We start from the raw sequence: 25,192 nt of genomic DNA on the forward strand, positions 1-25,192 counted from the left end.
AGGGTGACGGGACCCACGGTCCGGAGCTCTCGCCCGGCGCCGGTCGCCGTGACATTCTCTCGGTATGTCCGACCTGCTGTCCGCTGACGTGCCGCCGCCCCTGCCCCGTATCGACGACCTGATCCGCGGTTCGGACCGCCTCGCCGCGGTGCCGGGGCTGACCGAGCAGGCCCTGCGGTGGCACCACGAGGCGGTGGCCGGTCGAGCGGCGGTGGCTCGCGATGCGCGGCGGCTGGCCTCACCGCGCCTGTGGCCCGACACCATCGCGTCGCTGCTCACGACCGGGTGGCGGCTCGCCGGGGTCGCGGCACCGGGTGCGCCCTTCCAGCTGCTCGCGGTCGCCTCGGCCGCCGTGGGGCTGAGGGTCGAGCCGCCGGAGGCCGGAGCGGCGACGATCGAGCGGGTGCAGCGACTGGTGCGGGCCGGAGGGCCGGCGTACGTCAAGCTCGGCCAGTTCGTCGCGACCGGCGACGGGCTGGTGCCGGACGAGTGGGTCCGCGCCTTCGCCTGGTGCCGGGACGAGGCCCCGCAGCTCGAACCCGGCGTCGCCCGGGCGGTGATCGACCGCGAGCTGGGGCTTGCGCAGGACCGGCTCGCGTGGTTCGACGACGCCCCGCTCGCGGCCGGCTCGATCGGTCAGGTGCACCGGGGGCGCCTCACCGACGGCACCGAGGTGGTCGTGAAGGTGCTGCGGCCCGGTCTGCGGCGCCGGTTCCGCACCGACATCGAGACGTTGGCCCTCGCGTCGGCCGCCGCCGAGCGGCTGCACCCGGCGGCCCGTTCGGCGAACCTGACCGGGTTCGTCGAGCTGTTCGCGCAGCTGGCGCTGGAGGAGCTCGACTTCCGGCTCGAGGCAGCCAACCTGGTGGACTCCAGCGCCGTGCTGGAGGCGATGGGGGCCCACCACATGCTGGCTCCCCGGCCCGTGCCCGGCATGGTGACCGAGAAGGTCCTCGTCATGGAGTACCTGCCGGGCGCGTCCTACGCGCGGCTGGACCGGACGGCCGCGCTGGACGGTGACGTCCTGCTGGGCACCGGTATCCGGGGCGTCGTGGAGGCGACGCTGAGGTACGGGGTGTTCCACGGCGACCTGCACGCCGGCAACGTGTTGATCGACGCGTCGACCGGGTCGTTCTCGCTGGTCGACTTCGGGATCGCCGGGCGGCTGGACGCGGCGCAGCGTGCGGGACTCGTGCAGTACCTCGCGGCCTGGGCCGCGAACGACGCCGCGGGCCAGATCGAGGCGATGCAGGCGTTCGGTGCCATCGACCGCGACGTCCCGACCGGGACGCTGGTCGCCGAGCTGCAGGCCGAGCTCGACCTGTTGCAGGAGCGGGCCCGTGGCCAGGTGACGTTCGACCAGCTCGGCGTGACCCTGGGACGACTGCTGCAGGTGCTCGCCCGCAACGGGTTCCGGATGCCCAAGGACCTCGTCCTGTTCTTCAAGAACCTGCTGTACCTGTCGGGCTTCGCGGCGGCCGTGGCGCCCGACGCCGACGTGCTGGCCGTGGTGCAGGACATCCTGCTGGACCTGTTGGCGACCGTCTGAGCGCTGGTGCGAGGCTGGGGCCGTGGGTGACCTCGGCGTGTGGACCTTCGTGGCGATCGCGGCCGCGCTGCTGGTCGGCACCTTCGTGCAGTCGGTCGTGGGACTGGGGCTCGGCCTGGTCGCCGCCCCGGTGATCACCCTGCTGGCGCCCCAGCTGATGCCCGGCGCGATGTTGATGCTGGCCTCGGTGCTGCCGGTGGTGACGCTGTCCCGCGAGCGCGAGGAGATCGACTGGCACGGCCTCGGCTGGTCGCTGCCCGCGCGGGTGGTGGGAACAGGGGTGGGGGTGTGGGTCGTCGCCTCGCTGAGCGAGCGGCAGCTGGGGGTCGGCATCGGCCTGATCGTGCTCGCCGCGGTCCTGCTGACCGCACGCACGGTCGTCGTGCCGATCACGAGGCGCACGCTCGGTGTGGCCGGATTCGTCAGCGGGGTCACCGGCACCGCGACCTCGATCGGCGGGCCGCCGTTCGCGCTGCTGTACCAGCGGCGCCCGCCGCGTCAGATCCGCACGACGTTGGCGGTGTTCTTCCTCGTCGGCGCGGCGATGAGCCTGGTCGGGCTCGGGATCTCCGGCGAGCTCACGCGTGACGAGCTGATGGTCGCCGTCGCCATGCTGCCCGCCCTCCTGGTCGGGTTCGCCATCAGCGGACCGTTGCGCCGCCGGCTGCCCACCGAGGTCGTGCGCCCCCTGGTCCTGCTCGTGAGCGGAGCCTCGGCCGTGGTGCTGGTGGTGCGGTCGTTGGTCGGTTGATCGGTCAGGGGCGCAGGACCAGGTTCCCGACCTTGCGCCCGGTGTCCACCCGCTGGTGCGCTCGGACGACGTCGTCGAGGTCCAGCACGTCGTCGATCACCGGGTCGAGGTGGCCGGACGCGGCCAGGTCGAGCAGGTGCGCGAAGTCCTCGACCCGTTCCTTCGCGGGGCCGGCGACGACGTCGCCGCGGGCGCGCAGCGTCTCGCCCAGCCCGGCCACCGCGAGCAGGAGTCGCCCGCCGGGGGCGAGCAGCCTCCGGCCCGACCTGATCGAGACGGTCCCGACCGTGTCGAGTACGACGTCGAACCGGTCGCTCACGTCGGCGAGGTCGGTGCGGGTGTGGTCGATGACCCGGTCGGCACCCAGGCGGGTGACCAGGTCGGCATTGGCTCCGCTACACACCCCGGTCACGGTCGCCCCGAGATGACGGGCGATCTGCACGGCGCTGGAGCCGACCGCGCCGGACGCACCCACGACCAGGACGGTCGTGCCGGGGCCGACGTCGGCCTTGTCGCGAATGAAGTGCAGGGCGGTGGAGCCGCCGAACAGCAGGGCGGCGGCCTCGTCGTGACCGACGGTCGGGGGGACCGGCACCGCTTTGGCAGCCGCCAGCGTCAGGTACTCGGCGTGCGCCCCCATCGAGATGCCGGTCATGCCGCACACGTCGTCGCCGATGGCCACACCGTCGACGCGGGGGCCGAGAGCCTCGACTGTCCCGGCGAACGCGCTGCCGAGCACGGACCGGCGCGGCCGGCGCACCCCGAACGCCAGTCGGGCGAGGACCCCGAAACCGCGGGGGAACCGGGCGGCGCGGATCCGCGCGTCGGCCGAGGTGACGGCCACCGAGCGGACGCGCACCAACACCTCACCCCGACCGGGCTCGGGCCGGGGCACCTCGGCCATCCGCACGACCTCCGGAGGTCCGTACCGCTGCACCACTGCTGCTCGCATGTCGCGTCCTTACACCCGTATGAATGGTGGTCGAATGCTAGCCTTACGCCTGTACACATGCAACCCGCCGGAGGTGCCGCCATGGTCAGCCGATCGAGTCAGCGCCGATCGACCCTCAGCCGGGACGCCATCGTCGACGCCGCGGTGCGGGTCGCAGACCGCGGCGGTCTGGTCGACGTCAGCATGCGCAACGTGGGTGCCGAGCTGGGCGCCACCGCGATGGCGCTCTACCACCACGTGGCGAACAAGGACGAGGTGCTCGACGCCCTGGCGAACTGGGTGTTCACCCGGATCGAGCTGCCGTCGGGCACCGGTCCGTGGCGGCCGGCCATGGCGGCGCGGGCGGCGTCCGCGCGGGCCGAGCTGTCGGCGCACCCTTGGGCGCTGGGGTTGATCGAGTCGCGGCGCGCCCCCGGGCCCGACATGCTGCGCCACCACGACGCCGTGCTCGGCTGCCTGCGGGCCGGTGGCTTCGGCGTGGGGCTCGCCGCCCACGCCTTCTCCGCCATCGACGCGTACGTCTACGGGTTCGTCCTCACCGAGGTCAACCTGCCGTTCGAGGCCGGCGAGCAGGCCGAGGAGTTCATCGGGACCATCCGCGACCTGATCCCGGCCGACCGCTATCCGCACCTCGTCGAGATGGTCACCGACCAGGTCGTCGGCGGCGGGTACGACTACGGCGACGAGTTCGGGTTCGGGCTCGACCTGGTGCTCGACGGCCTCGAGGCGCGGCTCGCCACCCAGCACTAGGCTCGCAGGGTGACCGAGCCCCGCATCGCCACCTCGTTCGACGCCACCAGCACGGCCGCCGAGGTCGCCGCGGGGATCGACCTCACGGGGCGGGTCGCGGTCGTGACGGGTGCCTCGTCGGGGATCGGCGTCGAGACCGCACGTGCTCTCGCCGCCGCCGGAGCGCGCGTGGTGCTGGCGGTGCGTGACCCGTCTGCCGGCCGGACGGTGGCCGACGACATCGGCCGGTCGACCGGTGGGGACGTCGTCGTCGCACCGCTGGACCTGGCCGATCCCGGGTCGGTCGAGGCCTTCGTCGCCGACTGGGAGGGACCGCTCGGCATCCTGGTCAACAACGCCGGCGTCATGATGACGCCCGAGACCTACACACGGCAGGGGTGGGAGTTGCAGTTCGCCACCAACCACCTCGGGCACTTCGGCCTCGCGCTCGGACTTCACGACGCGCTGGTCGCGGACGGTGCTGCGCGGGTCGTGTCGGTGTCGTCCAGCGGTCACGCCGGCTCCCCGGTCGTGTTCGACGACCTGTTCTTCGACCGGCGCGCCTACGATCCCGGTCTCGCCTACGGGCAGTCCAAGACCGCGAACGTGCTGTTCGCCGTCGAGGCCACCCGGCGGTGGGCGACCGACGGCATCACCGTCAACGCGGTGATGCCCGGCGGCATCTTCACCAACCTCCAACGGCACTGGGATCCCGAGGTCCTCGCCTCGACCAAGCGGGCCGCTGCGGGGCTGGCCAAGACCCCCGAGCAGGGGGCGGCGACGTCGGTGCTGGTGGCGACGGCGCCGGCCCTCGAGGGCGTCGGCGGTCGCTACTTCGAGGACTGCCGCGAGGCCGAGGTGGTCGACGAGATCACCGACGGCCTGCACGGGGTCGTGCCGCACGCGCTCGACCCGGTGGCCGCGGAGCGGCTGTGGGACGTGTCGCTCGAGCTCTGGGAGCGCGCACGTGGCTGACGTCGCCGGACCGAGGACGCTCGAGGTCGACCTGCCCCGGCTGCGGGCCTCGGCGCTCGCGTGGGGTCCCGACGACGGACCGCTCGTGCTGTGCCTGCACGGTTTCCCGGACACCGCCTGGACGTGGCGTGCCGTCGCGCCGCTGCTCGCCGCCCAGGGGTACCGGGTGGTGGCGCCGTTCCTGCGCGGCTACCCACCGACGGCACGACCGGACGACCGCGACTTCCACGTCGGGGCCCTCATGTCCGACGCCATCGAGTGGCACGCGGCCCTCGGCGCCGACGACCGGGCGGCTGTCGTCGGCCACGACTGGGGCGCGCTCGCCGCCCACGGACTGGCGGCCCACGGGCGGTCGCCGTTCTCGCGGGTCGTCGCGATGGCCGTGCCGGCGCCCGTCGCGCTGTTCCGTCCGTGGCCGCACCCGCTGCGGTGGATCCGCGCCGTGGGTCCCCAGCTGCTGCTCAGCTGGTACACCGTGGTGCTCGCCCTGCCCGGGTCCGACCGGCTGGTGCCGCGGCTGGTCCCGTTCCTGTGGCGACGGTGGTCACCCGGCCACGACGCCGCGGAGGACCTCGAGCTGCTGGCAGCCGCGATGGCCACCCGGGAGGGCCGGCAGGCCATGGTCGCGCCGTACCGCGCGACCATCCGCGTGAACCGGCCGGATCGGGCCTACCGGGCGCTGCAGGCCGACGCCTTCCGGGCCGCCCGGGTGCCGGTGCGGTACCTGCACGGCGCCGACGACGGCTGCGTGCACGCGGGCTTCGCCGAGCGGGCGCGCGCGGTCCTTCCGCAGCCTGACGTGCACGTCGTCCCCGGCGCCGGCCACTTCCTCCAGGTCGAGCGGCCCGACGTGGTCGCCGCGCTCCTGCTCGACCACCTCGCCCCCTGACCCGCCACGCACCCCGCGCGAAATTACGGAGCCGGCACGGCAACCTCTCACACGGCACGGCAGATCTGCCGTGTCATGTGCCAAACTCCCGTGCCGGCTCCGTAACTTCGCGAACGGGGGGTCAGGCGGAGGGGTCGACGAGAATCTTCGCGTGGCGCTCGGGGTCCGCGAGGCGGTCGAAGGCGTCGGCCACCCCGTCGAGACCGACCGTGTCGGTCACGAGCGGTGACGGGTCGACCTTGCCCTCGGCTATCAGCAGCAGGGCGCGGTGGAACTCCGCCGGGTCGTAGCCGAAGGCGAACCGCAGCTCGACCTCCTTGTTGATGGCCATCGCCGGCCGGAAGGTGTCCGGCTCCATGCACACCCCCACGACGACCACGCGGGTCAGCAGCGGGGCGGCACTGACGATGTGTTCGATCACCCCGGGCATCCCGACGCACTCGAAGACGACCGGACCACGCGGACCGGCCCCGAGCTTCTGCGCGGTCTCGAGCACCCGGTTCCACGGCAGCAGCGGCACGGCGCGCAGCTTGGTCATCGAGTCCACCGCGAGCTCGAACAGCGAGCTGGCCTCGGTGAGGTACTTCCGGCTGTCGTCGAAGGTGGACCAGGGGGACTCGGCGGCCGGGTCGACGACGACGTCGGCCCCGCAGCGGCGCGCCAGCTCGCGGCGGCCGGGGGAGTAGTCGCTGGCGATGACGGTCCGCACGCCACGAGCCTTGAGCACCAGGATCACGGCCAGGCCGATCGGTCCGCACCCGACGACCACGGCGGTGTCCCGGGTGCCGACCGCGCCCCGGTTGACGGCGTGCAGGGCGACCGCCAGCGGCTCGGTCAGCGCGGCTCGTTCGGGGGCCAGACCGTTCGGCACCTCGAAGGTGAGGGCCTCGGTGGTGAGGACCTGCTCGGCGTAGCCGCCCGCGGCGGGCTGCGAGAGCCCGGTCAGGTGGATGCCGTCGCCGGTGCCCAGGATCGGCATCGCCACCACCGGCGTCCCGGAGGACCACCGCCGGCGGGTGCCGGGGCCGTAGTCGACCACCGTGCCGGTGAACTCGTGCCCCATCACGACCCGCTGGTCGGACCGCATGAAGTGGTCGTAGCCGATCTCGGCGGCCACGTCGGCAGTGGCATCGCCGTGCACGCGGGCGTGCAGGTCCGACCCACAAATGCCGCACCGGGTCACGTCGAGCAGGACCTGCCCCTTCGTCGGACGGAGGTCGGGGACGTCCTCGACCTCGAGCTGACCTCGGTGCAGGGTGACGGCGCGCATGACGTGAACCTACTCGCCACCGGTCGTGGTCGGGTGCCGTACGCCACACCGACATCCGCCGTTTCTTGACTCGTTCCAGAAAGTGGGCCATGGTGAGAACGTGTCCACCGGTGCAGCACTCCCCGTCGACGGGGTCGAGCAGCTCCTCCGCTCCGCGGGCCTGAGGGTCACCCGGCCACGGACCGCGGTCATGACGGCCGTGCACACCCACGCGCACGCGGACACCGACACCATCCTCGGCGTCGTCCGCGCCGACATCGGCGAGGTGTCGCACCAGGCCGTCTACGACGTCCTGCGCGCCCTGACCACCGCCGGTCTCGTCCGCCGCATCCAGCCGTCGGGTTCCCTCGCCCGCTACGAGGCGCGCGTCGGCGACAACCACCACCACGTGGTGTGCCGCTCCTGCGGCTCGATCGCCGACGTCGACTGCGCCGTCGGCGAGGCGCCCTGCCTGACCGGGTCGGACCACCACGGCTACGTCGTCGACGAGGCCGAAGTCATCTACTGGGGCACCTGCCCTGCTTGCACCCAACGAAAGGATTCCCATGTCCGCAGAACATGACGCAGTCGTCGGAGACATGAACGACGAGGCCAGCGAGCAGGCCGGGGTCTGCCCCGTCACCGGCGGAGGCCGCGCGCACCCGACGATCGGATCGGCCAACCAGGAGTGGTGGCCGGACCGCCTGAACCTGAAGATCCTGGCCAAGAACGCGCCCGCCACCGACCCCCTCGACGACGGGTTCGAGTACGGCGAGGCCTTCGAGGCGCTCGACTACCAGGCCCTCAAGTCCGACCTGCACGCCCTGATGACCGACTCGCAGGACTTCTGGCCGGCCGACTACGGGCACTACGGCCCCTTCTTCATCCGGATGGCGTGGCACGCCGCCGGCACCTACCGGATCAGTGACGGCCGCGGCGGTGCCGGTACCGGCATGCAGCGCTTCGCGCCCCTCAACAGCTGGCCCGACAACGGCAACCTCGACAAGGCGCGCCGTCTGCTGTGGCCGATCAAGAAGAAGTACGGCCAGCAGATCTCCTGGGCCGACCTGATGGTCCTGACCGGCAACGTCGCCCTGGAGTCGATGGGCCTGCAGACCTTCGGCTTCGCCGGTGGTCGCGCCGACGTCTGGGAGCCCGACGAGGACGTCTACTGGGGCCCGGAGCAGACCTGGCTCGGCGACGAGCGCTACACCGGCGACCGTGAGTTGGAGAATCCGCTCGCCGCGGTGCAGATGGGCCTCATCTACGTCAACCCCGAGGGTCCCAACGGGCAGCCCGACCCGCTCGCCGCGGCCCGCGACATCCGCGAGACGTTCCGCCGGATGGCGATGAACGACGAGGAGACCGTCGCGCTGATCGCCGGTGGCCACACCTTCGGCAAGACCCACGGTGCCGCCGATCCCGACGAGTACGTCGGTGACGACCCCGAGGCCGCGCCGATGGCCGAGCTGGGCCTGGGCTGGAAGAACTCGTTCGGTTCCGGCAAGGGCCGCGACGCGATCACCAGCGGCCTGGAGGTCACCTGGACCCAGAAGCCGACGGAGTGGACCAACCTCTACTTCGAGAACCTGTTCGGCTTCGAGTGGGAGCTCACGAAGAGCCCGGCCGGCGCCCACCAGTGGCAGCCCAAGGACGGCGCCGGTGCCAACACCGTGCCCGACCCCGAGGACGGCTCGCTGTCGCGGCCGCCGACGATGCTCACCACCGACCTGGCGCTGCGCCTCGACCCGGTCTACGAGCCGATCTCGCGCCGCTTCCTGGAGAACCCGGCCGAGTTCGCCGACGCGTTCGCCCGCGCCTGGTTCAAGCTGACGCACCGCGACATGGGTCCGATCGAGCGCTACCTCGGCCCCGAGGTCCCGTCCGAGACCCTCATCTGGCAGGACCCGGTGCCGGCGGTCGACCACGAGCTCGTGGGCGACGACGACGTGGCCGCGCTGAAGGCCGAGATCCTGGCCTCGGGACTCACCGTCCCCCAGCTGGTCTCGGCCGCGTGGGCCTCGGCCTCGACCTTCCGCGGCAGTGACAAGCGGGGCGGTTCCAACGGTGGCCGGGTGCGGCTCGAGCCGCAGAACGGCTGGGAGGTCAACCACCCCGACCAGCTGGCGCAGGTGCTGAGCACGCTGGAGGGCATCCGCTCGGGCTTCGCCGGGACGATCTCGATGGCCGACCTGATCGTGCTGGGCGGTGTCGCCGCGGTCGAGCAGGCGGCGAAGGCGGCCGGCCACGAGGTCACCGTGCCGTTCACCCCGGGTCGCACCGACGCGACCCAGGAGCAGACCGATGTCGAGTCGTTCTCCGCGCTGGAGCCGACCGCCGACGGGTTCCGCAACTACCTGGGCAAGGGCCACCGCCTCCCGGCGGAGTACCTGCTGGTCGACCGCGCGAACCTGCTGACGCTCTCGGCCCCCGAGATGACCGTGCTCGTCGGCGGTCTGCGGGTCCTCGGCGCCAACCACGCCGGCTCCGACCACGGCGTGCTCACCCGCACGCCGGGCACGCTCACGAACGATTTCTTCGTCAACCTGCTCGACCTCGGGACCGAGTGGAAGCCGGTCGACGAGTCCGAGGAGACGTTCGAGGCCCGCGACGCCTCCGGTCAGGTCGTCTGGACCGGGACCCGCGCCGACCTGGTCTTCGGCTCGAACTCCGAGCTGCGGGCCGTCGCCGAGGTGTACGCCAGCGACGACGCCACCGGCAAGTTCGTGCGCGACTTCGTGGCCGCGTGGGACAAGGTCATGAACCTGGGTCGCTACGACCTGGCCTGACCATGACGACGCCTCGCTGGTTCACCGACACCAAGGACGGCCACTCCCAGTGGTACGCCGAGCGGTTCCGTGCCCTGGCGGAGGAGGGGGCCGACCTCGCCGGTGAGGCCCGGTTGGTCAACGCCCTGGTGCAGCCGGCGTCGAGCGTGCTCGACGCCGGCTGCGGCACCGGCCGGCTGGGGGCGGCGCTGCACTCCTTCGGCCACGAGGTCGTGGGGGTCGACGTCGACGCGGTCCTCGTGGCCGAGGCGCGGGCCCAGCACGCCGGGCCCACCTGGGTCGAGGCGGACCTCGCCGGGCTCGACCTGGGGCGGACCTTCGACGCGGTGGTGACGGCGGGCAACGTCATGGTGTTCCTCGCCCCGGGGACCGAGGGGGACGTGGTGCGCCGCCTCGCCGCCCACGTGGCGCCCGGAGGTGTCCTGGTGCTGGGATTCCGGCTCGACTGGCACTACGGGGTCGACGGGCTCGACACCGATCTGGCCGCGGCCGGTCTGGTGCTGGAGCAGAGGTTCGCGACGTGGGACCTGCGACCGTTCGACTCCTCCGCGGAGTTCGCGGTCAGCGTGGCCCGGCAGCCGGAGGCCGGGCGCACGTGACGGCGCCCCGGTCGGTGGTGGCGGCCCGTCGGTGCTGGCCCGACCTGCCGGCACCCCAGCCCGGTCAGCTCGACGGCACCTGGGAGTCCGGATTCCTGCGCCCGCTCGTGCACGTCGCACCGGCGGGCCTGGCCGTGGTCGGGCTGCCACGGTGGTTCGGCAAGCGGTTCGACGCCGGCCAGGGCGCCAACCTCGTCCGCAGCCGAGGCGAGGGACCGCTCGGTGAGCGGCTGCCGATGCTCGTCACCGGCGACGACTCGTGGTGCGGCGGCGGTCCGGTCGCGGCGATCAGCTACGCCGCCGACGCGCCACGACCGTGGCGGTGGGTGCGCGACGAGCTGCGCAGTCTCGACGACGACCACCTCCTGGGCCTCACCCTCGTCGGCAGGGCCGGGGTGGTGGCCCGAGCCACGGCGGCGCCGTTCGTGTTGACCCGCCGCTGACCGTCCGGGTCAGTCGTGCACCCGACGACCCTCGATCGAGCGGGGCTCGAGGGCGATGACCACGTCTCGCTCGCCCCCGGCCCACGGACGCAGTCGGGCGGTGGCCAGCACCGTCCGGATCTGCTCGGGGTCGGTCACGCGGGACGCGGACCCCTTCACCGTGACGTTCCACCCGTGGCGGAACAGCTCCGCGTGGTGGTCGACGCCGAAGGCGATCTCGCCCGCCTCGGGCAGTCCGGCCAGCAGACTGTCGGGAGAGGTGCGGAAGAAGACGAGGTCGTCGATGACCGCGAAGTTCAACGGGACGAGGTGGATCCCCGCCGCGTCGACGAACGCGACCCGACCGACCGTGGTGGTGGTGAGCAGCTCGCGGCACTCGGGCTCGGAGAGGACACGGAACGTCTCGCCGGGTGGGCGGCTCGCGGTCATGGCTCGTCCTTCGTCGGGTGGTCCCGATCCTACGCCGCCGGGGGAGCGCGGCCTGTACGCTCTCGACGTCCCCTCGACCCGACCAGGACGGAGCTCCGTGACCAGTGCGTGGTTGGTCGGACCCACCGACCAGTCGACCGTGCAGCTGCGCCGAGGGCTCCAGGTGGCGCTCACGACGACGCTGGTGCTGACCAACGTCATCGGTGCGGTGATCGTGTTCGGGCTCAGCTTCATCGTGACCCCCGGTGGACCCAACTCGCGGTACGTGGCCGCTCTCGCGATCAGCGTGCCGGTGTACGTCGTCGCCGCGGTCGTGGTGGGGGCGAGCGTCGTCACGCTCAGCGCGATCAGGCCGCTGCGGTGGGCGCTGGAGGAGCGGGAGGCGACGCCTGCCGAGCGGCGGGTGGCCCTGCGGCTGCCGTGGCGGATGACCCTGATCCAGTTCGGCCTGTGGATCGCAGCGGTGGTGCTCTTCACCGGCATCGCCCTGTGGGCCCAGCCGGCGGCGGCCCTCAGCACGGCCTTCTCGGTGGGCATCACCGGCGTCGTGGTCAGTGCGATCGCCTACCTGTTCACCGAGTTCTCCTTCCGCCCGATCGCCGCCCGGGCCCTGGCCGGCCGGCTGCCGGACGAGAAGCTCGGCGCAGGGGTCCAATGGCGGATGGTGCTGTTCTGGAGTCTCGGGACGGCGGCCCCGGTGCTCGGGCTCGTGGTCGCCGCCGTGCTGGCGCTGTCGAGGTCGGACATCACGGTCGGGCAGCTGGCATCGGTCGTGCTGGGGCTCGCCGCGGTCATCCTGGCCTTCGGCCTGCTCGTCACGGTGCTCAACGCACGGGTCGTCGTGGCACCGATCGCCGCCGTCTCCGCGGCCATGGAGCAGGTGCGCGACGGTGAGCTCGACGTCACGGTGCAGGTCGACGACGGCACCGAGCTCGGGCTCCTGCAGGCCGGCTTCAACGACATGGCGGTCGGGCTGCGGGAACGCGAGCGCATCCGCGACCTGTTCGGCCGGCACGTCGGTGCGGCGGTCGCCACCGCGGCCACGCAGGGCCGCGTCGAGCTCGGTGGCGAGACCCGCACGGTGTCGGTGCTCATGATCGACCTCACCGGCTCCACGGCGTTCGCCACCGACCGCGAGCCGGCCGAGGTCGTCGAGATGCTGAACCGCTTCTTCGCGGTCGTCGTGGAGGAGGTCGACCGTCACGAGGGCCTGGTCAACAAGTTCATGGGCGATGCGGTGCTCGCGATCTTCGGCGCACCCGTCGACGTCGGGGACCACGCGGGCGCAGCTCTGGCCACGGCGCGTGCGATCGCGGGCCGGCTCGGCGTCGAGGTGCCGGAGGTGGGAGCCGGCATCGGTGTCTCCACCGGTCGCGCGGTCGCCGGCAACGTGGGGCACAGCTCGCGCTTCGAGTACACGGTGATCGGTGACGCGGTCAACGCCGCCGCCCGGCTCACCGACCTGGCCAAGGAGGTCGAGGGCGGCGTGCTCGTGGCGGCCGACAGCGTGACGGCCGCGGGTGGCGACGAGCAGTCGCACTGGGTGGCCCACGAGACGGTCGTGCTGCGGGGCCGTGCCGAACCCACCCCCACCGCGCGTCTCTCACCCGCCTGACCTCCGTGCCGGCTTGGACCCGCTGGCCACCATGGGGGCATGCCGTCCAGGTCGAGGATCTTCGCCGCCCTCGCGGTCGTCGTGGTGTCCGCCCTCGTCGTCGCGGTCGTGGTCACGCGGGACGACCCGGAGCCCGCGGCGCAGGCCGGGCCGGTGACCACCACGACGCCACCGCCGCCGGAGGCGGAGCCGCACGTCGAGGCGGTCGTCACGATCGACCAGCGGGCCACCGATGCCGCACTGGCCGTGCTGGACGACGGCGGGACGGCCGCCGACGCGGCGGTGACCGCCGCCGCCGTGCTGAGCGTGGTGGAGCCGTACTACTCCAACCTGATCGGTGGCGAGACCGCGGCGCTGTACTACGACGCGGCCCGGCAGGAGGTCCGCAGCCTCGACGGCGTGGGCTTCGTGGGCGAGGAGTTCTCGCTCGACACCTACCGCGGCGGCCAGCCGTTCGGCCTCGACCAGGCCCTCGTGCCGGGATCGTGGGACGGCTGGATGGTGCTGCTGGCCGAGCACGGCGAGCTCGGGCTCGACCGCCTGCTGCGCCCGGCGATCGAGCTGGCGCGTGACGGTCACGTCGCCACCGCCGAGCTGCAGAACCAGGTGGTGAGTGCCCTGGGCGCCGGTTCGATCAACGCCGCGGCGCGCGCCGTCTACGTCCCCGGTGGCCGAGCCGTCCGGGCGGGGGAGACGGTCGTGCAGTCCGACTTCGCCGCCTCGCTGCAGGGCATCGCGGACGTCTTCGCTGCCGCGGACAGCCGGACCGCCGGACTCCGGGCGGCCCGCGACCACGTGTACCGCGGCCCGCTCGGTGCGGCCCTCACCGAGGCTGCGCGGGCCGAGGGGGCGACCTTCACCGCTGCGGACATGGCCCGGTTCGAGGCGACGACGGGTGAGGCCATCTCGTTGGAGTACGACGACGTCACCGTCCACCAGACGCCGCCGGGGACCCAGGGGCTCACGATGCTGACGGCGCTGAACACCATCGAGAAGGCCGACCTGCGCCCCGAGGACGCCGCCAGTCCCGACGCCGCCCACCTGGTCATCGAGGCGCTCAAGCTGGCGATGGCCGACCGGGAGGAGTTCGTCGGCGACCCGGCCTTCACCGACGTGCCGGTCGAGGCGCTGCTGTCCGACGACTACGGCCGGCAGCAGCTGGCACGGATCGATCCCGGTTCGTCGATCGACGCGCCCATCGCCTCCGGTCTGGACAACACCACGACCTTCCAGGTCGTGGATGCCGGGGGCAACGCCGTGGCCGTGACGACCAGCACCGGCTACCAGCTCCAGGCCGCCGGCAGCACGGGCATCATGATGAACAACCGCATGCGGTACATGACGGCCACTGACCCGGGCAGCCCCAACTTCCTCGAACCGGGCAAGAAGGTCCGCTACACCGGCAACCCGTACATCGTGACCGACGCGGACGGAGCGCTCCGCCTGCTCGGCGGGACGATCGGCGGCGACACCCAGGCACAGGTCCAGACCCAGCACGTCGTCAACGTCCTGGACTTCGGGCTGAGCGCCGCCGACGCGATCGCCCGGTACCGGTTCGTCACGCAGAACACGCCCGGCAGCATCGCTCCGCACCGCACGCCCAACCAGGTCAGGGTCGAGACGAGCACGCCGAGCGACGTGGTGGACTCGCTGCGCCGCCGGGGCCAGAACGTCTCGCTGCAGTCGGGCTCAGGTCCGTTCGGCTACGGCACCATGGTCGTCATCGGGTCGGGCGGGCGCTCGGCCGACCTCGGCGTCGACCCCCGGGTGCCGACCGCTGCCGGCGTCGCCCGGCCGCCCGGCTGACCACCGGGCGCGCCGGCGGCCTCGCTCAGTCGTCGAGCAGGCCGTCGCGTTCGGCGGCCGCGACGATCTTCCGGACGGTCTGCAGGCTGCCGCAGCCGGCGTCGATCTGCCGGTTCCGTTCGGCGGCGAACGCCTCGCCGAGGCTCTCGCGCGTGCCAGGTGGCACATCCTCGCGCGCCGGGTTGAGGATGGTCAGCTCCTCCTCGGTGAGGTGGTGGTTGACCACGGAGGCGAGGTGTTCCAGGGCATCGTCGAACTTCTGCGTGTCGGTGCCGGCGCACTCCAGCAGGTCGAGCAGCGCCTGGTGCCCCTCGGCGTGCTCCTGCGCGCCGTGCTCCGCCTCGTGCTCGTCGATGGCGTCGCGCCGACGCAGCGTGGGGTAGACGCACTGCTCCTCGGCGCGGGCGTGGGCCACGTGGAGCGTGGCGAAGGCCTCGCGGACGGCGTCACGGTCGCTCGAGGCGTCCCGCAGCTGGCGCAGGAGTCCTTCGAAGCGACGGTGGTCGTCGAGGATCAGGTCGATCACGTCGCCGGCCTCGGGCCGGCCCAGGTCGATGGTGGTCATGGGCCGACGGTACCGACGTTCAGGCGTCGGGGCGAGCCTCGTGGTGTCGGCGGCCGTACGTGCGCCGGTCCTCCTTCATCTCTGCCTCGAACACATGGGTGCGGCCCCCCAGCAGGTCGTCGCGGGCCCGTCGTTCCTGCTCCTTGAACGCCGCGTAGTACCCCTCGTCGTACTCCTCGACGACCTGGAAGGTCCACCGGCCCTCGAGCACGTTGCGCCCGACCAGCTCGGTCTCGATCCGGTCGGCGACGTCGGGGTGACCGGCGTCGCGGAACAGGTCGACCGCCTCGCCCAGCATCAGGTCGGCCCCGCCGGTGGTCCGGTGGAACCCGTAGAGGAAGCCTCGGGCCTGTTCGACGGCCTCGAGCGCCTCACTGAGCTTGCCCAGCGCCTCGACCGTCGCGTCGTCGGCGCCGGCCGGTCGGCGGTGTCGCTCCAGCGGTGTCTCGTCCATGGTCCGACGGTAGGCGCTGCGAGCCGCCGAGGCATCCCGCCCGACTACGACGCCAGGTCCTCGCGATCGCCCGCGGCCTCGGCCGGGGCCGGCCGGTCCACCACGGTGCGTCCCTCGGCGTTGTCCCAGAACTGGTCCGCGCGGGCCCAGAACCGGCGGGTCACGTGCGCGATGCGGCCGAGGTGCGGCGACCGGGGATGCGGCCGCGTCGGCGCGGCCATGCTGACGGCGTGCAGGTGGCGGGCGATGCGTGCGCGGTCCGGGGCGCCCTCGGCGCGGCCCAGGTCCTCCACGAGGTCGTCCTCGAGGGCGTGCAACGCCCGTACCTCGTCGATCACGGCGGCCCACACCTGCGTCCACGAAGCCGAGACGGCGTGCGCCTCGCCGTACATGCGCTGCTTGGCCCGCATCACGGCGCGTTCCATGCGGCGACACTGCTCCAGGTACGCCTGCACGCGGGCGTCGCCCTGCGGCATGTGGGCCCGTGCGGCGGGCAGCACCTGGTCGCACATCGCCGCCGCGTGCCGGCAGGTGTTGACGAGGAAGGCGTCGGTCCGCGCGATGATCTCGCGGGTGCTGATGTGCTCGGCCATCGCGGCGGAGGCCAGCTCGAGCCGCTCGGCCAGCCTGGCCTGGGCGGTGCGGACGGCCTGGTGGAGTGGATCGGTCATGGCATGTGCTCCTGTCGGTGATGTCCCCGCTCACCTGTGATTCGGATCACATCGCCCTGAGGATGGGTCACCAGGTCGAGAGGATGCCCTCCGACACGGTTCCGGCCCGGACCCGCTGCGGGTGGTCGCCCACCGGGATCTCGGCGATGACCTCGGCGGAGTCGTAGTCGATCACGACGACCTGGTCGGTGCCGCTCACCGACACCCAGCAGGTGTCGCCGTCGACGCCGGTGGTCGACCAGTACGGCTTGTCGCCCACCGGGATGATCGTGTGGCGGAACGACTCCCGGTCCACGATGGCCGCGTAGTCCGACATGGTGCCCGCCGCGCACAGCGTCGTCCCGGCCTCGTTCATCGCCAGTCCGTGGTGTGCGGAGTTCAGGACGTACCGGGACTCGGGGATCGACTTGGCCTTCTCGCTCTGGGGCAGCAACGCCACCCGGGTGACGCGGCCCTCGCCGGCGGTGTCGAACTCCACGAAGCCGTGGTGGTAGGACACCTGCAGGTACACGTACCGCTCGTCCGGGGCGATGGCCATGGGGCGGACCGCGGAGCTGAAGCCGGGGTAGCCGGCCTCGTCCAGCTCTGCGCCCATGTCCCAGCGCTTCTCGATCTCGAAGGTCTCGTTGTCGACGATCTGGAACACCTGCGAGCCCTTGACGATGGCGTCGGCGCCGCCGAGCGGGTTCAGGTTGCCCGGCACGTACACCCGCCCGATGCTGGCGTGGAAGATCTTGCTGCCGTCCTCCAGGTACTCGTTCTCGTGGGGGGTGTCGCCGGACGCGAACTCCCGCAGCTTCTCGCCGGTGCGCAGGTCAAGCTCGTGCACCTTGTTGGCCGTCGAGTCCGACACGAGCAGGCGGCTGCCGTCGGGCGAGACCCCCATGTGGTCGGTGCGGTACCCCTCCATCGGGAACCGCCACACGATCTCCTCGGTGGCCAGGTCGATGCCGACCACGTCGGCCAGGCTCGGCCGCGACACCGCCAGCAACGTGCCGTCCGGGGTCGAGAACATGTCGTCCACGAACTGGTCGTTGCCCTGCCCGACCAGGCCACGGATGGCGAGGAGGAAGCCGGCCGCGACGGGGTCGAGCAGGATCTCGTTGAGCCGCTGCTGCCGGTCCGGCACCACGTCGATGGTGCGCAGCTTCTCGAAGGTGCGGGCGTCGACGACATCGGCGGTGCCGGCCCAGTTGTTGCCGACGAACATCACGTCCAGAGGCGTGCCGCCCGGAGCCGGTGCGTTGACGGGGGTGGCCGGTGCCGGATCCTGCGCGACCGGTGCAAGTGCAGGCACCAGGAAGAGGACGAGGGCGATGAGCTTGAGCATGTCAGGCACAACGACCGGTCGGCCGAACCGGTTACGGCCGGGCGTGACAACCTGACGCGGACGACAGGAGCGCCATGACCACCTCACCACCGTCCGGCCCGACCCCGCTGTGGGACCTCCAGCGCCGACTGCTCGAGGACTGCGAGTACACCGACCTGACCCACGCGTTCCATCCGGGTCAGCCGCACTTCCCGGCCTTCCCGGACGAGGAGCGGGCGCAGATCTTCGACGCCGCGGCCGGCGACGGCTTCTCGGTGCACCAGTACCGGATCGTCGGGCAGTGGGGCACCCACGTCGACCCGCCGTCGCACTTCGTGGCCGGCGCCCGCACGCTCGACGAGATCCCGGTGACCCAGATGATGCTCCCGCTGGTCGTGCTGGACATCTCCGGCCGGGTGCGCGACGACCCGGACACGGTGCCGACGATGGTCGACGTCCGGGCCTGGGAGAGCCGCAACGGTCCGGTTCCGGCGAAGAGCTTCGTCGCCCTGCGCACCGACTGGAGTCGTCGCTGGCCCGACGCCGAGGCGATGGCCAACCTCGACGACGCCGGTGACAGTCACGCACCGGGCTGGTCGCGGGAGGTGCTGGAGTACCTCGTCGAGACGGCCGACGTCAGCGCGGTCGGGCACGAGGGCACCGACACCGACCCCGGGAGTGCGACCAGCGAGGGCGACTACGGGCTCGAGCTGTACCTGCTGCAGCACGACCGCTGGCAGATCGAGCTGATGACCCACCTCGACCGCGTCCCGGAGGCCGGGGCGCTCGTCGTCGCGACGTGGCCGAAGCCGCTGGGCGGGTCGGGGTTCCCGGCCCGGGTGTTCGCTCTCCACCAGCGGGGTGACTGAGGACTCTGGGAGACTGACCGGGTGAACCACCAGCCCGAGGTCGACTGGGCGCCCCACACCCCGCAGCGGCGGGCCTGGCGGCAGACCGAGCCCCGAGGGCCGAAGGCCGACCGTGAGCTGCGCGAGATCGTGGTGCAGCTGCCGCCCCGGATCGCCGACCTGCACTACGACACCGACCGTTCGTTGCGCACCATGATGGACAACGCCCTCGGCGGGCTCGCGGCGCTGGACCACACCCACGGCGCGCGGCTCGGTGCCCTCAACCAGCTGCTGCTGCGCACCGAGTCGGTCGCCTCCTCGAAGATCGAGAACATCGAGGCGAGCCTGGCGGACTACGGTCGGGCCCTCTACGGTGCCCGGGCGAACGCGTCGGCCGTGTCGATGGCCTCGGCGACCGACGCCCTCGTGGGCATCATCGACGACGCCGGCACCACCGGTCAGCTGCGCAAGGAGGCCATGCTCACGGCCCACCATTCGTTGTTCCGGCGGCACCCGGACTTCTCGGACATCGCCGGGACGGTCCGCACCAAGCAGAACTGGATCGGCGGCAGCGACTACACCCCGCGCAACGCGCTGTACGTCCCTCCGCCTCCGGCCACGGTCGACGCGTACCTCGACGACCTGTTCGCCTTCGCCAACCGCGACGACCTGCCGATCCTCGCCCAGGCCGCGATCATGCACGCGCAGTTCGAGTCGATCCATCCGTTCGTCGACGGCAACGGCCGGATCGGGCGCACGCTGATCCATGCGGTGCTGAGGCGCCGCAAGGCCACCCGCCACCTCACGGTGCCGATCGCGTCGGGCCTCGTGGCGCACCGCGAGCGGTACTTCGACGCCCTCAACGACTACCGGGCCGGCTACGCCCGCACCCTCATCGCGATGCTCACGTCGGCGACGGTGGTGGCCAGCCACGAGTCGCGACGCAGCGCCACCAACCTGCACGAGATCCGCCAGGAGTGGGACGAGGTGCTCGGCGGGGTCAGGCCGGGCTCGCCGGTGGCGCGCGTGCTGGCCGTCCTGCCGTCCGAGCCGATCGTGACGGCCGAGCACCTCGCCACCCGGGTCGACGTGTCGTCGCGGGCCATCAACGGCGTGGTCGCGGAGCTGGCCGAGGCCGGCGTCCTGGAGCCCATGGGCAAACGACGTCGTGACCGGATCTGGGGGGCCGTGGCCATCCTCGACGAGCTGCGCGACCTCAGCTCACGCATCGAGGCGGTCAGCCGGATGAAGGGCGGACCGGGCTGACCGGCGAGGTGCCGGAGCGCCGCAGCACGGCTCGGGTCACGGCGACCCCCGCGACCATGGCGGCGACCACGACGAACGACGACACGTTGAGCTGGGCGACACCCGAGAGCCCGTGGCCGAGGTTGCACCCGCCGGCGATCCAGCCGCCCGCGCCGAGCAGCGCGCCACCGACGGCCAGCTGGACGTAGCGGACCGGCTGCTCGCCCCGGACCCACAGGCCCCCGGCGCTGCGGGCGGCGAGGAATCCGCCCGCGACGATGCCGACCAGGAAGGCGATCAACCAGTGGTTCGGCGTGCCGTCCGCGACGCTGTCGACGGCACCGACCGAGCTCGGACCGAAGCCGGAGTCACCCAGGGCGGCGAGCGCCCAGCCGGCGACCAGCGCGACGCCCAGGGCCGGGCCGGTGACCCGCCAGCCCCACTGCCAGGTCTCCCACGGCCGGTCGGCGCCCGGCCGGCGGAGCAACCAGACCACCACGGCCACCAGCAGGACGACCGCCGCGAGCAACCGTGGCACCCCGAGCACGCCGGGCACGGTGCCGTCGACCCCGCCGCCGAGCGTCGTCGGCCCGGGCAGGGTCACCTGACGGGCCAGCAGCTCTCCGGCGGCCCAGCCCGCGATGCCCACACCGGCACCGAGCATCCCCGATCCCAGCTTGTAGAAGAGGCCGGACACGCACGACATCGCCACCACCATGCCGACGCCGATGACCAGACCGCCCACGACGTTGGCGACCGGCCGGAAGGCCAGGCCCTCGTTGAGGCCGTCGGTGCCGGGCAGGAGGTACAGCACCGCCAGGCCGGTGGCCCCGATCGCGACCCCGAGGGCCCAGCCGCGGGCCAGGAGTCCTCGACCGTCGAGACCGCGGGCGATCGCGGAGTGGAAGCACAGCTGTCCGCGCTGCAGGACGTAGCCGATCGCGATGCCGGCCAGGACACCGGTCACCAGAGCCAGGATCATGGGCCCATCCTCCCGCGCGCCGGGCCGTCTCGCCCGGTACCGGTCAGCAGGCGCCGAAGATGGTCCCCAGGAGCCCGCACGGGGGCGCAGGAGACGGCGACGGAGTGGGACTCGGGGCCGGCGGCGGAGGCGGCGGGGTCGTGGGCGCCGGCGCGGGCGTCGTGGGGGCCGGCGCAGGCGTCGGACGAGGTGTCACCGGGGCGGTGGTCGGAGCCGGCGCGTCCGGCGACGCCGACGGCTCGGCCCGCTCGGGCACCCGGTCCTCGTCGGGCGAGGACGGCTCACGGGCCGGCGGCGAGGGCTCACCGGGATCGCCCGGCTCGTCCGCGGTGTCGTCGCTCGCCTCGTCGGCGGGTTCGTCCGATGCCGCGCCGGTGGCCGGCTGCACCACGTTCGGGGCCGCGAACGTCTCGTCGCCGCCACCGTCCAGCACGAAGGTGATGACCGCCGCCGCGGCCACGGTGGCCATCACGAGACCGGCCACGGATCGACTGAGGCTGGTCGTGCGCATCGGACACCTCGCAGGCAGGGGGACGGGTCAGCCTTCGATGGTACCGGTCCTGGCGCAGGCTCGCGGGCCTTCCGGCACGAGAACTCGGTCACTCGGGCGGCCGGGGTGGACTAGGCTGGTGAACCCGGCACGCTGCACACCCGGTGCTCCGTCGCCGGTCACACGAGAGGGGTGCCCCGGATGACCGAGCAGCCCGGAACCGCCTGGTCGAACGGCAAGAAGGTGCGCGAGCCCAAGGACTTCAGCCGGTGGGGGATGAGCCACGAACGACCCGAGAAGCCCCGCGTCATCGCCTGGCGTCCGGGCGACGACCGGCCCAACGCCCCCATCATCGCGGCCCTGAGGGCCGCGGGCTTCGACGTCTGGATCGGGTCGCGGCGCGAGCCGATCGGCAACTTCGAGGTGTCGTGCATGGATGCCGACAGTGAGCGGGCCCGCGACATCATCCTGGGCATCGACCCCGCGGCCGAGCAGCTGACCGTCGGCCGCTGACCGCCCGTCCCGCGACACGAACGAGCCCCCGACCACTGCGTGAGTGGTCGGGGGCTCGTGTGCGTGAGGCTCAGGGCCTCAGCGGTGCTGCGGTGTCGGCTCGATCAGAGCGGACGGATGTTCGCGGCCTGCAGGCCCTTCTGGCCCTGCTCGACGTCGAACTCGACCTTCTGGTTCTCGTCCAGCGAGCGGAAGCCCGAGGCCGCGATGGAGCTGAAGTGAGCGAACAGGTCCTCGCCGCCGCCGTCGGGAGCGATGAAGCCGAAGCCCTTGTCAGCGTTGAACCACTTCACGGTGCCAGTAGCCATGAGATATCTCCTTGATGAGTGCGCACGCGTGAATCGCGGGCGACTGGGTGTCGCGACGCACATCAACCTGGAGAAGAAACAACCACTCTTGCGAGGAACTGCATTCAAAACTGTGAAGAAAACGTCTTGCAACTTGGAGCCAGCCTAGCAGACCGCCGGGACGGAAGGGTCAGCCGACGATCCGCACCAGGCGTGTCGTGGACGACTCGTCCAGCTCGGCGACCGACCCGCGGGACTTGATGAAGTCCGAGAACGACCGGTAGCCCAGAGCCTTCTCGCTGAACGAGGGATCCATCCGCTTCATCTGGTTCTTCACCGTCGAGCTGTGCAGCCACTCGGCGTCGTCCTTCTCGTGCCCGATGCGCAGCGCCCGCTCGAGCAGGCGGGTGGCCACGTCCTGCGTGTCCTCCGACGGCGTGTCGTCACCGTCGACGTCGTCGTCGTCGGACGAGCGCGGGGGAGCGGTGAAGGTGGGGTTGATCGCCCGTCCGGCGGGCTGGTCCTGGTCGCGGGCAGGTTCCGCGGCCGGCTTGCCCTCCGACCGCGAGCCGGACCGCTGGCGCGGCGTGATCGGGGTGATGCCCGGCAGGGCGTCGTAGGTCACCAGCTCGTCGCACGCGGCGGCGAGCGACTTGCTGGTGGAGCCGGCCACGCCGATGCCGACGACGTAGCGACCGAGCCGCTTGCAGCGCTGTGCCAGGGCGATGTAGTCGGAGTCGCCGGCGACGATCACGACGTGGGTGAGGTCCGGCAGCCGGAACATGTCCTCCACGGCGTCGACCGCCAGGCGGATGTCGGCTCCGTTCTTGGCGTACGCCGCTGCCGGGAACAGCTGGACGAGGTCGACGGCCCGGCCGACGAGCTGATGGCGGTACTCGGCGTTGACCGGGGCGGACCAGTCGGCGTAGGCCCGCGTGAGGACGAGCGTGCCGAACGACGAGGCGTAGTCGATGACCGCGCCGACGTCGACCGTGGCCTCCCGCAGGCGCTCACCGATGTCACCGGTGTCGCCACCTTCGCCGGGCGCGTAGCCGCGGACCTTGTCCCGCTGCCACATGTGGCGGCCGTGGACCTGGTCGTAGCGGGAGATGACGATGTTGTCGAAGTCGATGTAGACCGCGACGCGGGGGTCGCCCGGGTCGGTCATGGGTGCTCTTCTCGATGGTGGGGTCGGGTGGTCAAGACCTCCAGTCTGCCGCACGCCACGGTCGTCGGGCACCGCGCGACACCCGGCGGGGTGGCACGATCGGGTGCATGACCTCGACGACCCCCTGGGACCTGTTCGCGCTGGACCGTCTGGTCGACGACACCGAGCGTGACCTGGCGGCTGCGGTGCGGTCGTTCGTCGACCGCCGGGTCCGCCCCGACGTCGGCACGTGGTTCGACGAGGCCAGGCTCCCGGTCCGCGAGCTCGCGCGCGAGCTCGGTGACCTCGGCGTGATGGGGATGCACCTGGAGGGTTACGGCTGCGCCGGCTCGTCCGCGACCGCCTACGGGCTGGCCTGTCTGGAGCTGGAGGCGGGCGACTCCGGACTGCGCTCGCTGGTGTCGGTGCAGGGGTCGTTGGCCATGTACGCCATCCACCGCTGGGGCAGTGAGGAGCAGCGCACGACCTGGTTGCCGCGGATGGCCACGGGTGAGGCGCTCGGTTGCTTCGGTCTGACCGAGCCGGACTTCGGCTCCGACCCGGGAGGCATGCGGACCAGGGCCCGTCGTGACGGCTCGGACTGGGTGCTCGACGGCAGCAAGATGTGGATCACCAACGGGTCGGTGGCGGACGTCGCCGTCGTGTGGGCCCGCACCGACGAGGGCATCCGTGGCTTTGTGGTGCCCACCGACACCCCGGGGTTCTCCGCTCCCGAGATCACCCGCAAGCTCTCGTTGCGGGCGTCGGTGACCAGCGAGCTGGTGCTCGAGGGCGTCCGTCTGCCGGCTGACGCGATGCTGCCGGAGGCGGCGGGCCTCTCCGGGCCGTTGTCCTGTCTCAACGAGGCGCGGTTCGGCATCGTGTTCGGCGCCATGGGAGCGGCTCGCGACTGCCTGCGCACGGCGCTGGACTACGCCCGCGACCGGCAGATCTTCGACCAGTCGCTCGCGAGCTTCCAGATCACCCAGACCAAGCTGGCCGACATGACCCTCGAGCTGGGCAAGGGCATGTTGCTGGCCCTGCACCTCGGGCGGCTCAAGGACGCCGGTGAGCTCCGGCCCGAGCAGGTCAGTCTCGGCAAGCTCAACAACGTGAGGGAGGCGATCGGCATCGCCCGCGAGTGCCGCACGATCCTCGGGGCCAACGGCATCTCGCTGGAGTACCCGGTGCTGAGGCACGCCAACAACCTGGAGTCCGTCCTCACCTACGAGGGCACGTCGGAGGTCCACCAGCTCACCATCGGTCGGGCGCTCACCGGCGAGTCCGCCTTCCGCTGACGCAAGCGGTGAGGTGTTAGCGTCAGTCCATGGTCGAGGTCGTGGTGCTGGGCGAACGTCCCGTGGTCGAGCTGGTCAACACGGCGCCGGAGGGGACGGGCGGAGCGGTCGACCTGCTGTCCGACGTCGACCTGGCGGGTCGGTGGCTGATCGCGTGGGCCGAGGCGAATCCCGACGAGCCGTTCCCCCGGGTACCGCGGCTGAGCGAGGCGGAGCTGGAGTCGATGGTGCTGCTGCGCGGCGCGGTGGAGCAGGTCCTGGGCGGTTCCCCGCGCCCGTCGTCACTCGCCGTGGTCAACCGGTACGACTCCGAGGCATCCCCGTCGTGGATCCTGTCGGTCGACGGATCGGGCCGACTCGGCGTGGGGCGTCGGTGGTGGGGTGACGGCGTCGAGGCGCTGCTCGGCCTGGTCGCCTCGGACTGCATCGACCTGGTCCGGTCAGGCATGGCCGGCGACGTGCGGCGGTGCGACGCCCCGACCTGTGGCCTGAGGTTCGTCGCGGACCACCACCGCCGCCGCTTCTGCCGGCCGGAGTGCTCCCACCGTGCGCGTCAGGCCGCCTACCACCGGCGCAGGCTGGACGACCGATGACGCCAAGGCAGTCCG

General features: G+C 72.2%; 27 protein-coding genes. 16 read left to right on the forward strand and 11 right to left on the reverse strand.

The genetic code is table 11. The features are described from left to right. Positions 1–64: 64 nt before the first annotated feature. Both HMPREF0063_RS03290 and HMPREF0063_RS03295 read left to right on the forward strand, forming a co-directional pair. Positions 65–1,549 (forward strand): ABC1 kinase family protein, encoded by a 1,485-nt coding sequence (locus tag HMPREF0063_RS03290; protein WP_007077235.1) that lies wholly within the window; start codon positions 65–67, stop codon positions 1,547–1,549. 22 nt (positions 1,550–1,571) lie between these two features. Continuing rightward, positions 1,572–2,300 (forward strand): sulfite exporter TauE/SafE family protein, encoded by a 729-nt coding sequence (locus HMPREF0063_RS03295; RefSeq protein ID WP_007077236.1) that lies wholly within the window; start codon positions 1,572–1,574, stop codon positions 2,298–2,300. A 4-nt stretch (positions 2,301–2,304) separates the two neighbouring features. On the opposite strand, the gene HMPREF0063_RS03300 is transcribed toward HMPREF0063_RS03295, so the two are convergent. Beyond that, positions 2,305–3,252 carry an NAD(P)-dependent alcohol dehydrogenase gene (locus HMPREF0063_RS03300; protein WP_007077237.1) on the reverse strand — a complete coding sequence of 316 codons (948 nt, stop codon included), beginning with the start codon at positions 3,250–3,252 and terminating at the stop codon, positions 2,305–2,307. Between the two features lie 81 nt (positions 3,253–3,333). Between HMPREF0063_RS03300 and HMPREF0063_RS03305 the strand changes: the two genes are divergently transcribed. Genes HMPREF0063_RS03305 through HMPREF0063_RS03315 form a run of 3 tightly spaced genes read left to right on the forward strand, consistent with a single transcriptional unit; the run spans position 3,334 to position 5,845 of the window. Further along, positions 3,334–4,002: a TetR/AcrR family transcriptional regulator gene (locus HMPREF0063_RS03305; RefSeq protein ID WP_007077238.1), complete on the forward strand. Its 669-nt coding sequence runs from the start codon at positions 3,334–3,336 to the stop codon at positions 4,000–4,002. A gap of 9 nt (positions 4,003–4,011) precedes the next feature. Continuing rightward, a complete protein-coding gene (locus HMPREF0063_RS03310) occupies positions 4,012–4,956 on the forward strand; it encodes an SDR family NAD(P)-dependent oxidoreductase (protein ID WP_007077239.1) in 945 nt (314 codons plus the stop codon). Continuing rightward, positions 4,949–5,845 (forward strand): alpha/beta fold hydrolase, encoded by an 897-nt coding sequence (locus tag HMPREF0063_RS03315; protein ID WP_007077240.1) that lies wholly within the window; start codon positions 4,949–4,951, stop codon positions 5,843–5,845. The genes HMPREF0063_RS03310 and HMPREF0063_RS03315 overlap by 8 nt, the downstream gene beginning before the upstream one ends. Positions 5,846–5,966: 121 nt before the next feature. Here HMPREF0063_RS03315 and HMPREF0063_RS03320 read toward each other — a convergent pair whose 3' ends face one another. Continuing rightward, complete coding sequence (locus tag HMPREF0063_RS03320; protein ID WP_007077241.1) at positions 5,967–7,115, reverse strand: zinc-binding dehydrogenase; 1,149 nt, start codon at positions 7,113–7,115, stop codon at positions 5,967–5,969. Positions 7,116–7,215: 100 nt separating this feature from the next. Between HMPREF0063_RS03320 and HMPREF0063_RS03325 the strand changes: the two genes are divergently transcribed. The 4 genes from HMPREF0063_RS03325 to HMPREF0063_RS03340 are packed head-to-tail and all read left to right on the forward strand — an operon-like array spanning position 7,216 to position 10,925. Next, positions 7,216–7,677, forward strand: a complete 462-nt coding sequence (locus HMPREF0063_RS03325; protein ID WP_007077242.1) for a Fur family transcriptional regulator — start codon at positions 7,216–7,218, stop codon at positions 7,675–7,677. Then, positions 7,661–9,883 (forward strand): catalase/peroxidase HPI, encoded by a 2,223-nt coding sequence (gene katG / locus HMPREF0063_RS03330; protein ID WP_007077243.1) that lies wholly within the window; start codon positions 7,661–7,663, stop codon positions 9,881–9,883. The genes HMPREF0063_RS03325 and katG overlap by 17 nt, the downstream gene beginning before the upstream one ends. 2 nt (positions 9,884–9,885) lie before the next feature. Then, on the forward strand, positions 9,886–10,482 hold the full coding sequence (locus HMPREF0063_RS03335; RefSeq protein ID WP_007077244.1) for a class I SAM-dependent DNA methyltransferase: 597 nt from the start codon (positions 9,886–9,888) through the stop codon (positions 10,480–10,482). Beyond that, positions 10,479–10,925: a hypothetical protein gene (locus HMPREF0063_RS03340; protein ID WP_007077245.1), complete on the forward strand. Its 447-nt coding sequence runs from the start codon at positions 10,479–10,481 to the stop codon at positions 10,923–10,925. Before HMPREF0063_RS03335 ends, HMPREF0063_RS03340 begins: the two co-directional genes overlap by 4 nt. 9 nt (positions 10,926–10,934) lie before the next feature. Here the strand turns inward: HMPREF0063_RS03340 and HMPREF0063_RS16510 are convergent, their stop codons facing one another. Then, positions 10,935–11,354 carry a pyridoxamine 5'-phosphate oxidase family protein gene (locus tag HMPREF0063_RS16510; RefSeq protein ID WP_007077246.1) on the reverse strand — a complete coding sequence of 140 codons (420 nt, stop codon included), beginning with the start codon at positions 11,352–11,354 and terminating at the stop codon, positions 10,935–10,937. Between the two features lie 97 nt (positions 11,355–11,451). On the opposite strand from HMPREF0063_RS16510, the gene HMPREF0063_RS03350 reads away from it, so the two are divergent. Together HMPREF0063_RS03350 and HMPREF0063_RS03355 are read left to right on the forward strand one after the other, a co-directional pair. Beyond that, positions 11,452–12,969 carry an adenylate/guanylate cyclase domain-containing protein gene (locus HMPREF0063_RS03350; protein WP_245527733.1) on the forward strand — a complete coding sequence of 506 codons (1,518 nt, stop codon included), beginning with the start codon at positions 11,452–11,454 and terminating at the stop codon, positions 12,967–12,969. A gap of 39 nt (positions 12,970–13,008) precedes the next feature. Then, on the forward strand, positions 13,009–14,775 hold the full coding sequence (locus HMPREF0063_RS03355) for a gamma-glutamyltransferase family protein (RefSeq protein ID WP_007077248.1): 1,767 nt from the start codon (positions 13,009–13,011) through the stop codon (positions 14,773–14,775). Positions 14,776–14,800: 25 nt separating this feature from the next. Here the strand turns inward: HMPREF0063_RS03355 and HMPREF0063_RS03360 are convergent, their stop codons facing one another. From HMPREF0063_RS03360 to HMPREF0063_RS03375, 4 genes are all read right to left on the reverse strand, one after another. Continuing rightward, complete coding sequence (locus tag HMPREF0063_RS03360) at positions 14,801–15,340, reverse strand: hemerythrin domain-containing protein (RefSeq protein ID WP_007077249.1); 540 nt, start codon at positions 15,338–15,340, stop codon at positions 14,801–14,803. Between the two features lie 19 nt (positions 15,341–15,359). Next, a complete protein-coding gene (locus tag HMPREF0063_RS03365; protein WP_007077250.1) occupies positions 15,360–15,794 on the reverse strand; it encodes a hypothetical protein in 435 nt (144 codons plus the stop codon). Positions 15,795–15,838: 44 nt separating this feature from the next. After that, positions 15,839–16,465: a hypothetical protein gene (locus tag HMPREF0063_RS03370; protein ID WP_007077251.1), complete on the reverse strand. Its 627-nt coding sequence runs from the start codon at positions 16,463–16,465 to the stop codon at positions 15,839–15,841. Positions 16,466–16,532: 67 nt separating this feature from the next. Further along, positions 16,533–17,795: a YncE family protein gene (locus HMPREF0063_RS03375; protein WP_007077252.1), complete on the reverse strand. Its 1,263-nt coding sequence runs from the start codon at positions 17,793–17,795 to the stop codon at positions 16,533–16,535. A 74-nt stretch (positions 17,796–17,869) separates the two neighbouring features. Here HMPREF0063_RS03375 and HMPREF0063_RS03380 point away from each other — a divergent pair, with 74 nt between their 5' ends. Then, the gene (locus tag HMPREF0063_RS03380) at positions 17,870–18,643 is read left to right on the forward strand and encodes a cyclase family protein (protein WP_007077253.1); all 774 of its coding nucleotides are present in this window, start codon (positions 17,870–17,872) and stop codon (positions 18,641–18,643) included. Positions 18,644–18,664: 21 nt separating this feature from the next. Then, positions 18,665–19,888: a Fic family protein gene (locus HMPREF0063_RS03385; protein WP_007077254.1), complete on the forward strand. Its 1,224-nt coding sequence runs from the start codon at positions 18,665–18,667 to the stop codon at positions 19,886–19,888. Here HMPREF0063_RS03385 and HMPREF0063_RS03390 read toward each other — a convergent pair. Both HMPREF0063_RS03390 and HMPREF0063_RS16925 read right to left on the reverse strand, forming a co-directional pair. After that, positions 19,860–20,849 (reverse strand): YeeE/YedE thiosulfate transporter family protein, encoded by a 990-nt coding sequence (locus HMPREF0063_RS03390; protein ID WP_040320065.1) that lies wholly within the window; start codon positions 20,847–20,849, stop codon positions 19,860–19,862. The two genes, HMPREF0063_RS03385 and HMPREF0063_RS03390, sit on opposite strands and share 29 nt — an antisense overlap. Positions 20,850–20,892: 43 nt before the next feature. Next, positions 20,893–21,360, reverse strand: a complete 468-nt coding sequence (locus HMPREF0063_RS16925; RefSeq protein ID WP_007077255.1) for a hypothetical protein — start codon at positions 21,358–21,360, stop codon at positions 20,893–20,895. Between the two features lie 180 nt (positions 21,361–21,540). Here HMPREF0063_RS16925 and HMPREF0063_RS03400 point away from each other — a divergent pair, with 180 nt between their 5' ends. Continuing rightward, the gene (locus HMPREF0063_RS03400) at positions 21,541–21,852 is read left to right on the forward strand and encodes a hypothetical protein (protein WP_007077256.1); all 312 of its coding nucleotides are present in this window, start codon (positions 21,541–21,543) and stop codon (positions 21,850–21,852) included. A 104-nt stretch (positions 21,853–21,956) separates the two neighbouring features. Here the strand turns inward: HMPREF0063_RS03400 and HMPREF0063_RS03405 are convergent, their stop codons facing one another. Continuing rightward, positions 21,957–22,160, reverse strand: coding sequence for a cold-shock protein (locus HMPREF0063_RS03405; RefSeq protein WP_007077257.1), 204 nt, complete (start codon positions 22,158–22,160; stop codon positions 21,957–21,959). Between the two features lie 169 nt (positions 22,161–22,329). Beyond that, complete coding sequence (locus HMPREF0063_RS03410) at positions 22,330–23,307, reverse strand: NYN domain-containing protein (protein WP_007077258.1); 978 nt, start codon at positions 23,305–23,307, stop codon at positions 22,330–22,332. A 107-nt stretch (positions 23,308–23,414) separates the two neighbouring features. On the opposite strand from HMPREF0063_RS03410, the gene HMPREF0063_RS03415 reads away from it, so the two are divergent. Together HMPREF0063_RS03415 and HMPREF0063_RS03420 are read left to right on the forward strand one after the other, a co-directional pair. Beyond that, positions 23,415–24,584 carry an acyl-CoA dehydrogenase family protein gene (locus HMPREF0063_RS03415; RefSeq protein ID WP_040320067.1) on the forward strand — a complete coding sequence of 390 codons (1,170 nt, stop codon included), beginning with the start codon at positions 23,415–23,417 and terminating at the stop codon, positions 24,582–24,584. A 29-nt stretch (positions 24,585–24,613) separates the two neighbouring features. Further along, positions 24,614–25,177, forward strand: a complete 564-nt coding sequence (locus tag HMPREF0063_RS03420) for a CGNR zinc finger domain-containing protein (RefSeq protein WP_007077260.1) — start codon at positions 24,614–24,616, stop codon at positions 25,175–25,177. Positions 25,178–25,192: the final 15 nt, after the last annotated feature.

This window comes from Aeromicrobium marinum DSM 15272 (assembly GCF_000160775.2).
Taxonomy (GTDB): Bacteria; Actinomycetota; Actinomycetes; order Propionibacteriales; family Nocardioidaceae; genus Aeromicrobium; species Aeromicrobium marinum.

Coding starts and splice junctions, on each gene's coding strand:
- HMPREF0063_RS03290 (WP_007077235.1), top strand. CDS start 65: ATGTCCGACCTGCTGTCCGCTGACGTGCCGCCGCCCCTGCCCCGTATC.
- HMPREF0063_RS03300 (WP_007077237.1), bottom strand. CDS start 3,252: ATGCGAGCAGCAGTGGTGCAGCGGTACGGACCTCCGGAGGTCGTGCGG.
- HMPREF0063_RS03305 (WP_007077238.1), top strand. CDS start 3,334: ATGGTCAGCCGATCGAGTCAGCGCCGATCGACCCTCAGCCGGGACGCC.
- HMPREF0063_RS03320 (WP_007077241.1), bottom strand. CDS start 7,115: ATGCGCGCCGTCACCCTGCACCGAGGTCAGCTCGAGGTCGAGGACGTC.
- katG (WP_007077243.1), top strand. CDS start 7,661: ATGTCCGCAGAACATGACGCAGTCGTCGGAGACATGAACGACGAGGCC.
- HMPREF0063_RS03335 (WP_007077244.1), top strand. CDS start 9,886: ATGACGACGCCTCGCTGGTTCACCGACACCAAGGACGGCCACTCCCAG.
- HMPREF0063_RS16510 (WP_007077246.1), bottom strand. CDS start 11,354: ATGACCGCGAGCCGCCCACCCGGCGAGACGTTCCGTGTCCTCTCCGAG.
- HMPREF0063_RS03355 (WP_007077248.1), top strand. CDS start 13,009: ATGCCGTCCAGGTCGAGGATCTTCGCCGCCCTCGCGGTCGTCGTGGTG.
- HMPREF0063_RS03360 (WP_007077249.1), bottom strand. CDS start 15,340: ATGACCACCATCGACCTGGGCCGGCCCGAGGCCGGCGACGTGATCGAC.
- HMPREF0063_RS03365 (WP_007077250.1), bottom strand. CDS start 15,794: ATGGACGAGACACCGCTGGAGCGACACCGCCGACCGGCCGGCGCCGAC.
- HMPREF0063_RS03370 (WP_007077251.1), bottom strand. CDS start 16,465: ATGACCGATCCACTCCACCAGGCCGTCCGCACCGCCCAGGCCAGGCTG.
- HMPREF0063_RS03375 (WP_007077252.1), bottom strand. CDS start 17,795: ATGCTCAAGCTCATCGCCCTCGTCCTCTTCCTGGTGCCTGCACTTGCA.
- HMPREF0063_RS03380 (WP_007077253.1), top strand. CDS start 17,870: ATGACCACCTCACCACCGTCCGGCCCGACCCCGCTGTGGGACCTCCAG.
- HMPREF0063_RS03390 (WP_040320065.1), bottom strand. CDS start 20,849: ATGATCCTGGCTCTGGTGACCGGTGTCCTGGCCGGCATCGCGATCGGC.
- HMPREF0063_RS16925 (WP_007077255.1), bottom strand. CDS start 21,360: ATGCGCACGACCAGCCTCAGTCGATCCGTGGCCGGTCTCGTGATGGCC.
- HMPREF0063_RS03400 (WP_007077256.1), top strand. CDS start 21,541: ATGACCGAGCAGCCCGGAACCGCCTGGTCGAACGGCAAGAAGGTGCGC.
- HMPREF0063_RS03405 (WP_007077257.1), bottom strand. CDS start 22,160: ATGGCTACTGGCACCGTGAAGTGGTTCAACGCTGACAAGGGCTTCGGC.
- HMPREF0063_RS03410 (WP_007077258.1), bottom strand. CDS start 23,307: ATGACCGACCCGGGCGACCCCCGCGTCGCGGTCTACATCGACTTCGAC.
- HMPREF0063_RS03415 (WP_040320067.1), top strand. CDS start 23,415: ATGACCTCGACGACCCCCTGGGACCTGTTCGCGCTGGACCGTCTGGTC.
- HMPREF0063_RS03420 (WP_007077260.1), top strand. CDS start 24,614: ATGGTCGAGGTCGTGGTGCTGGGCGAACGTCCCGTGGTCGAGCTGGTC.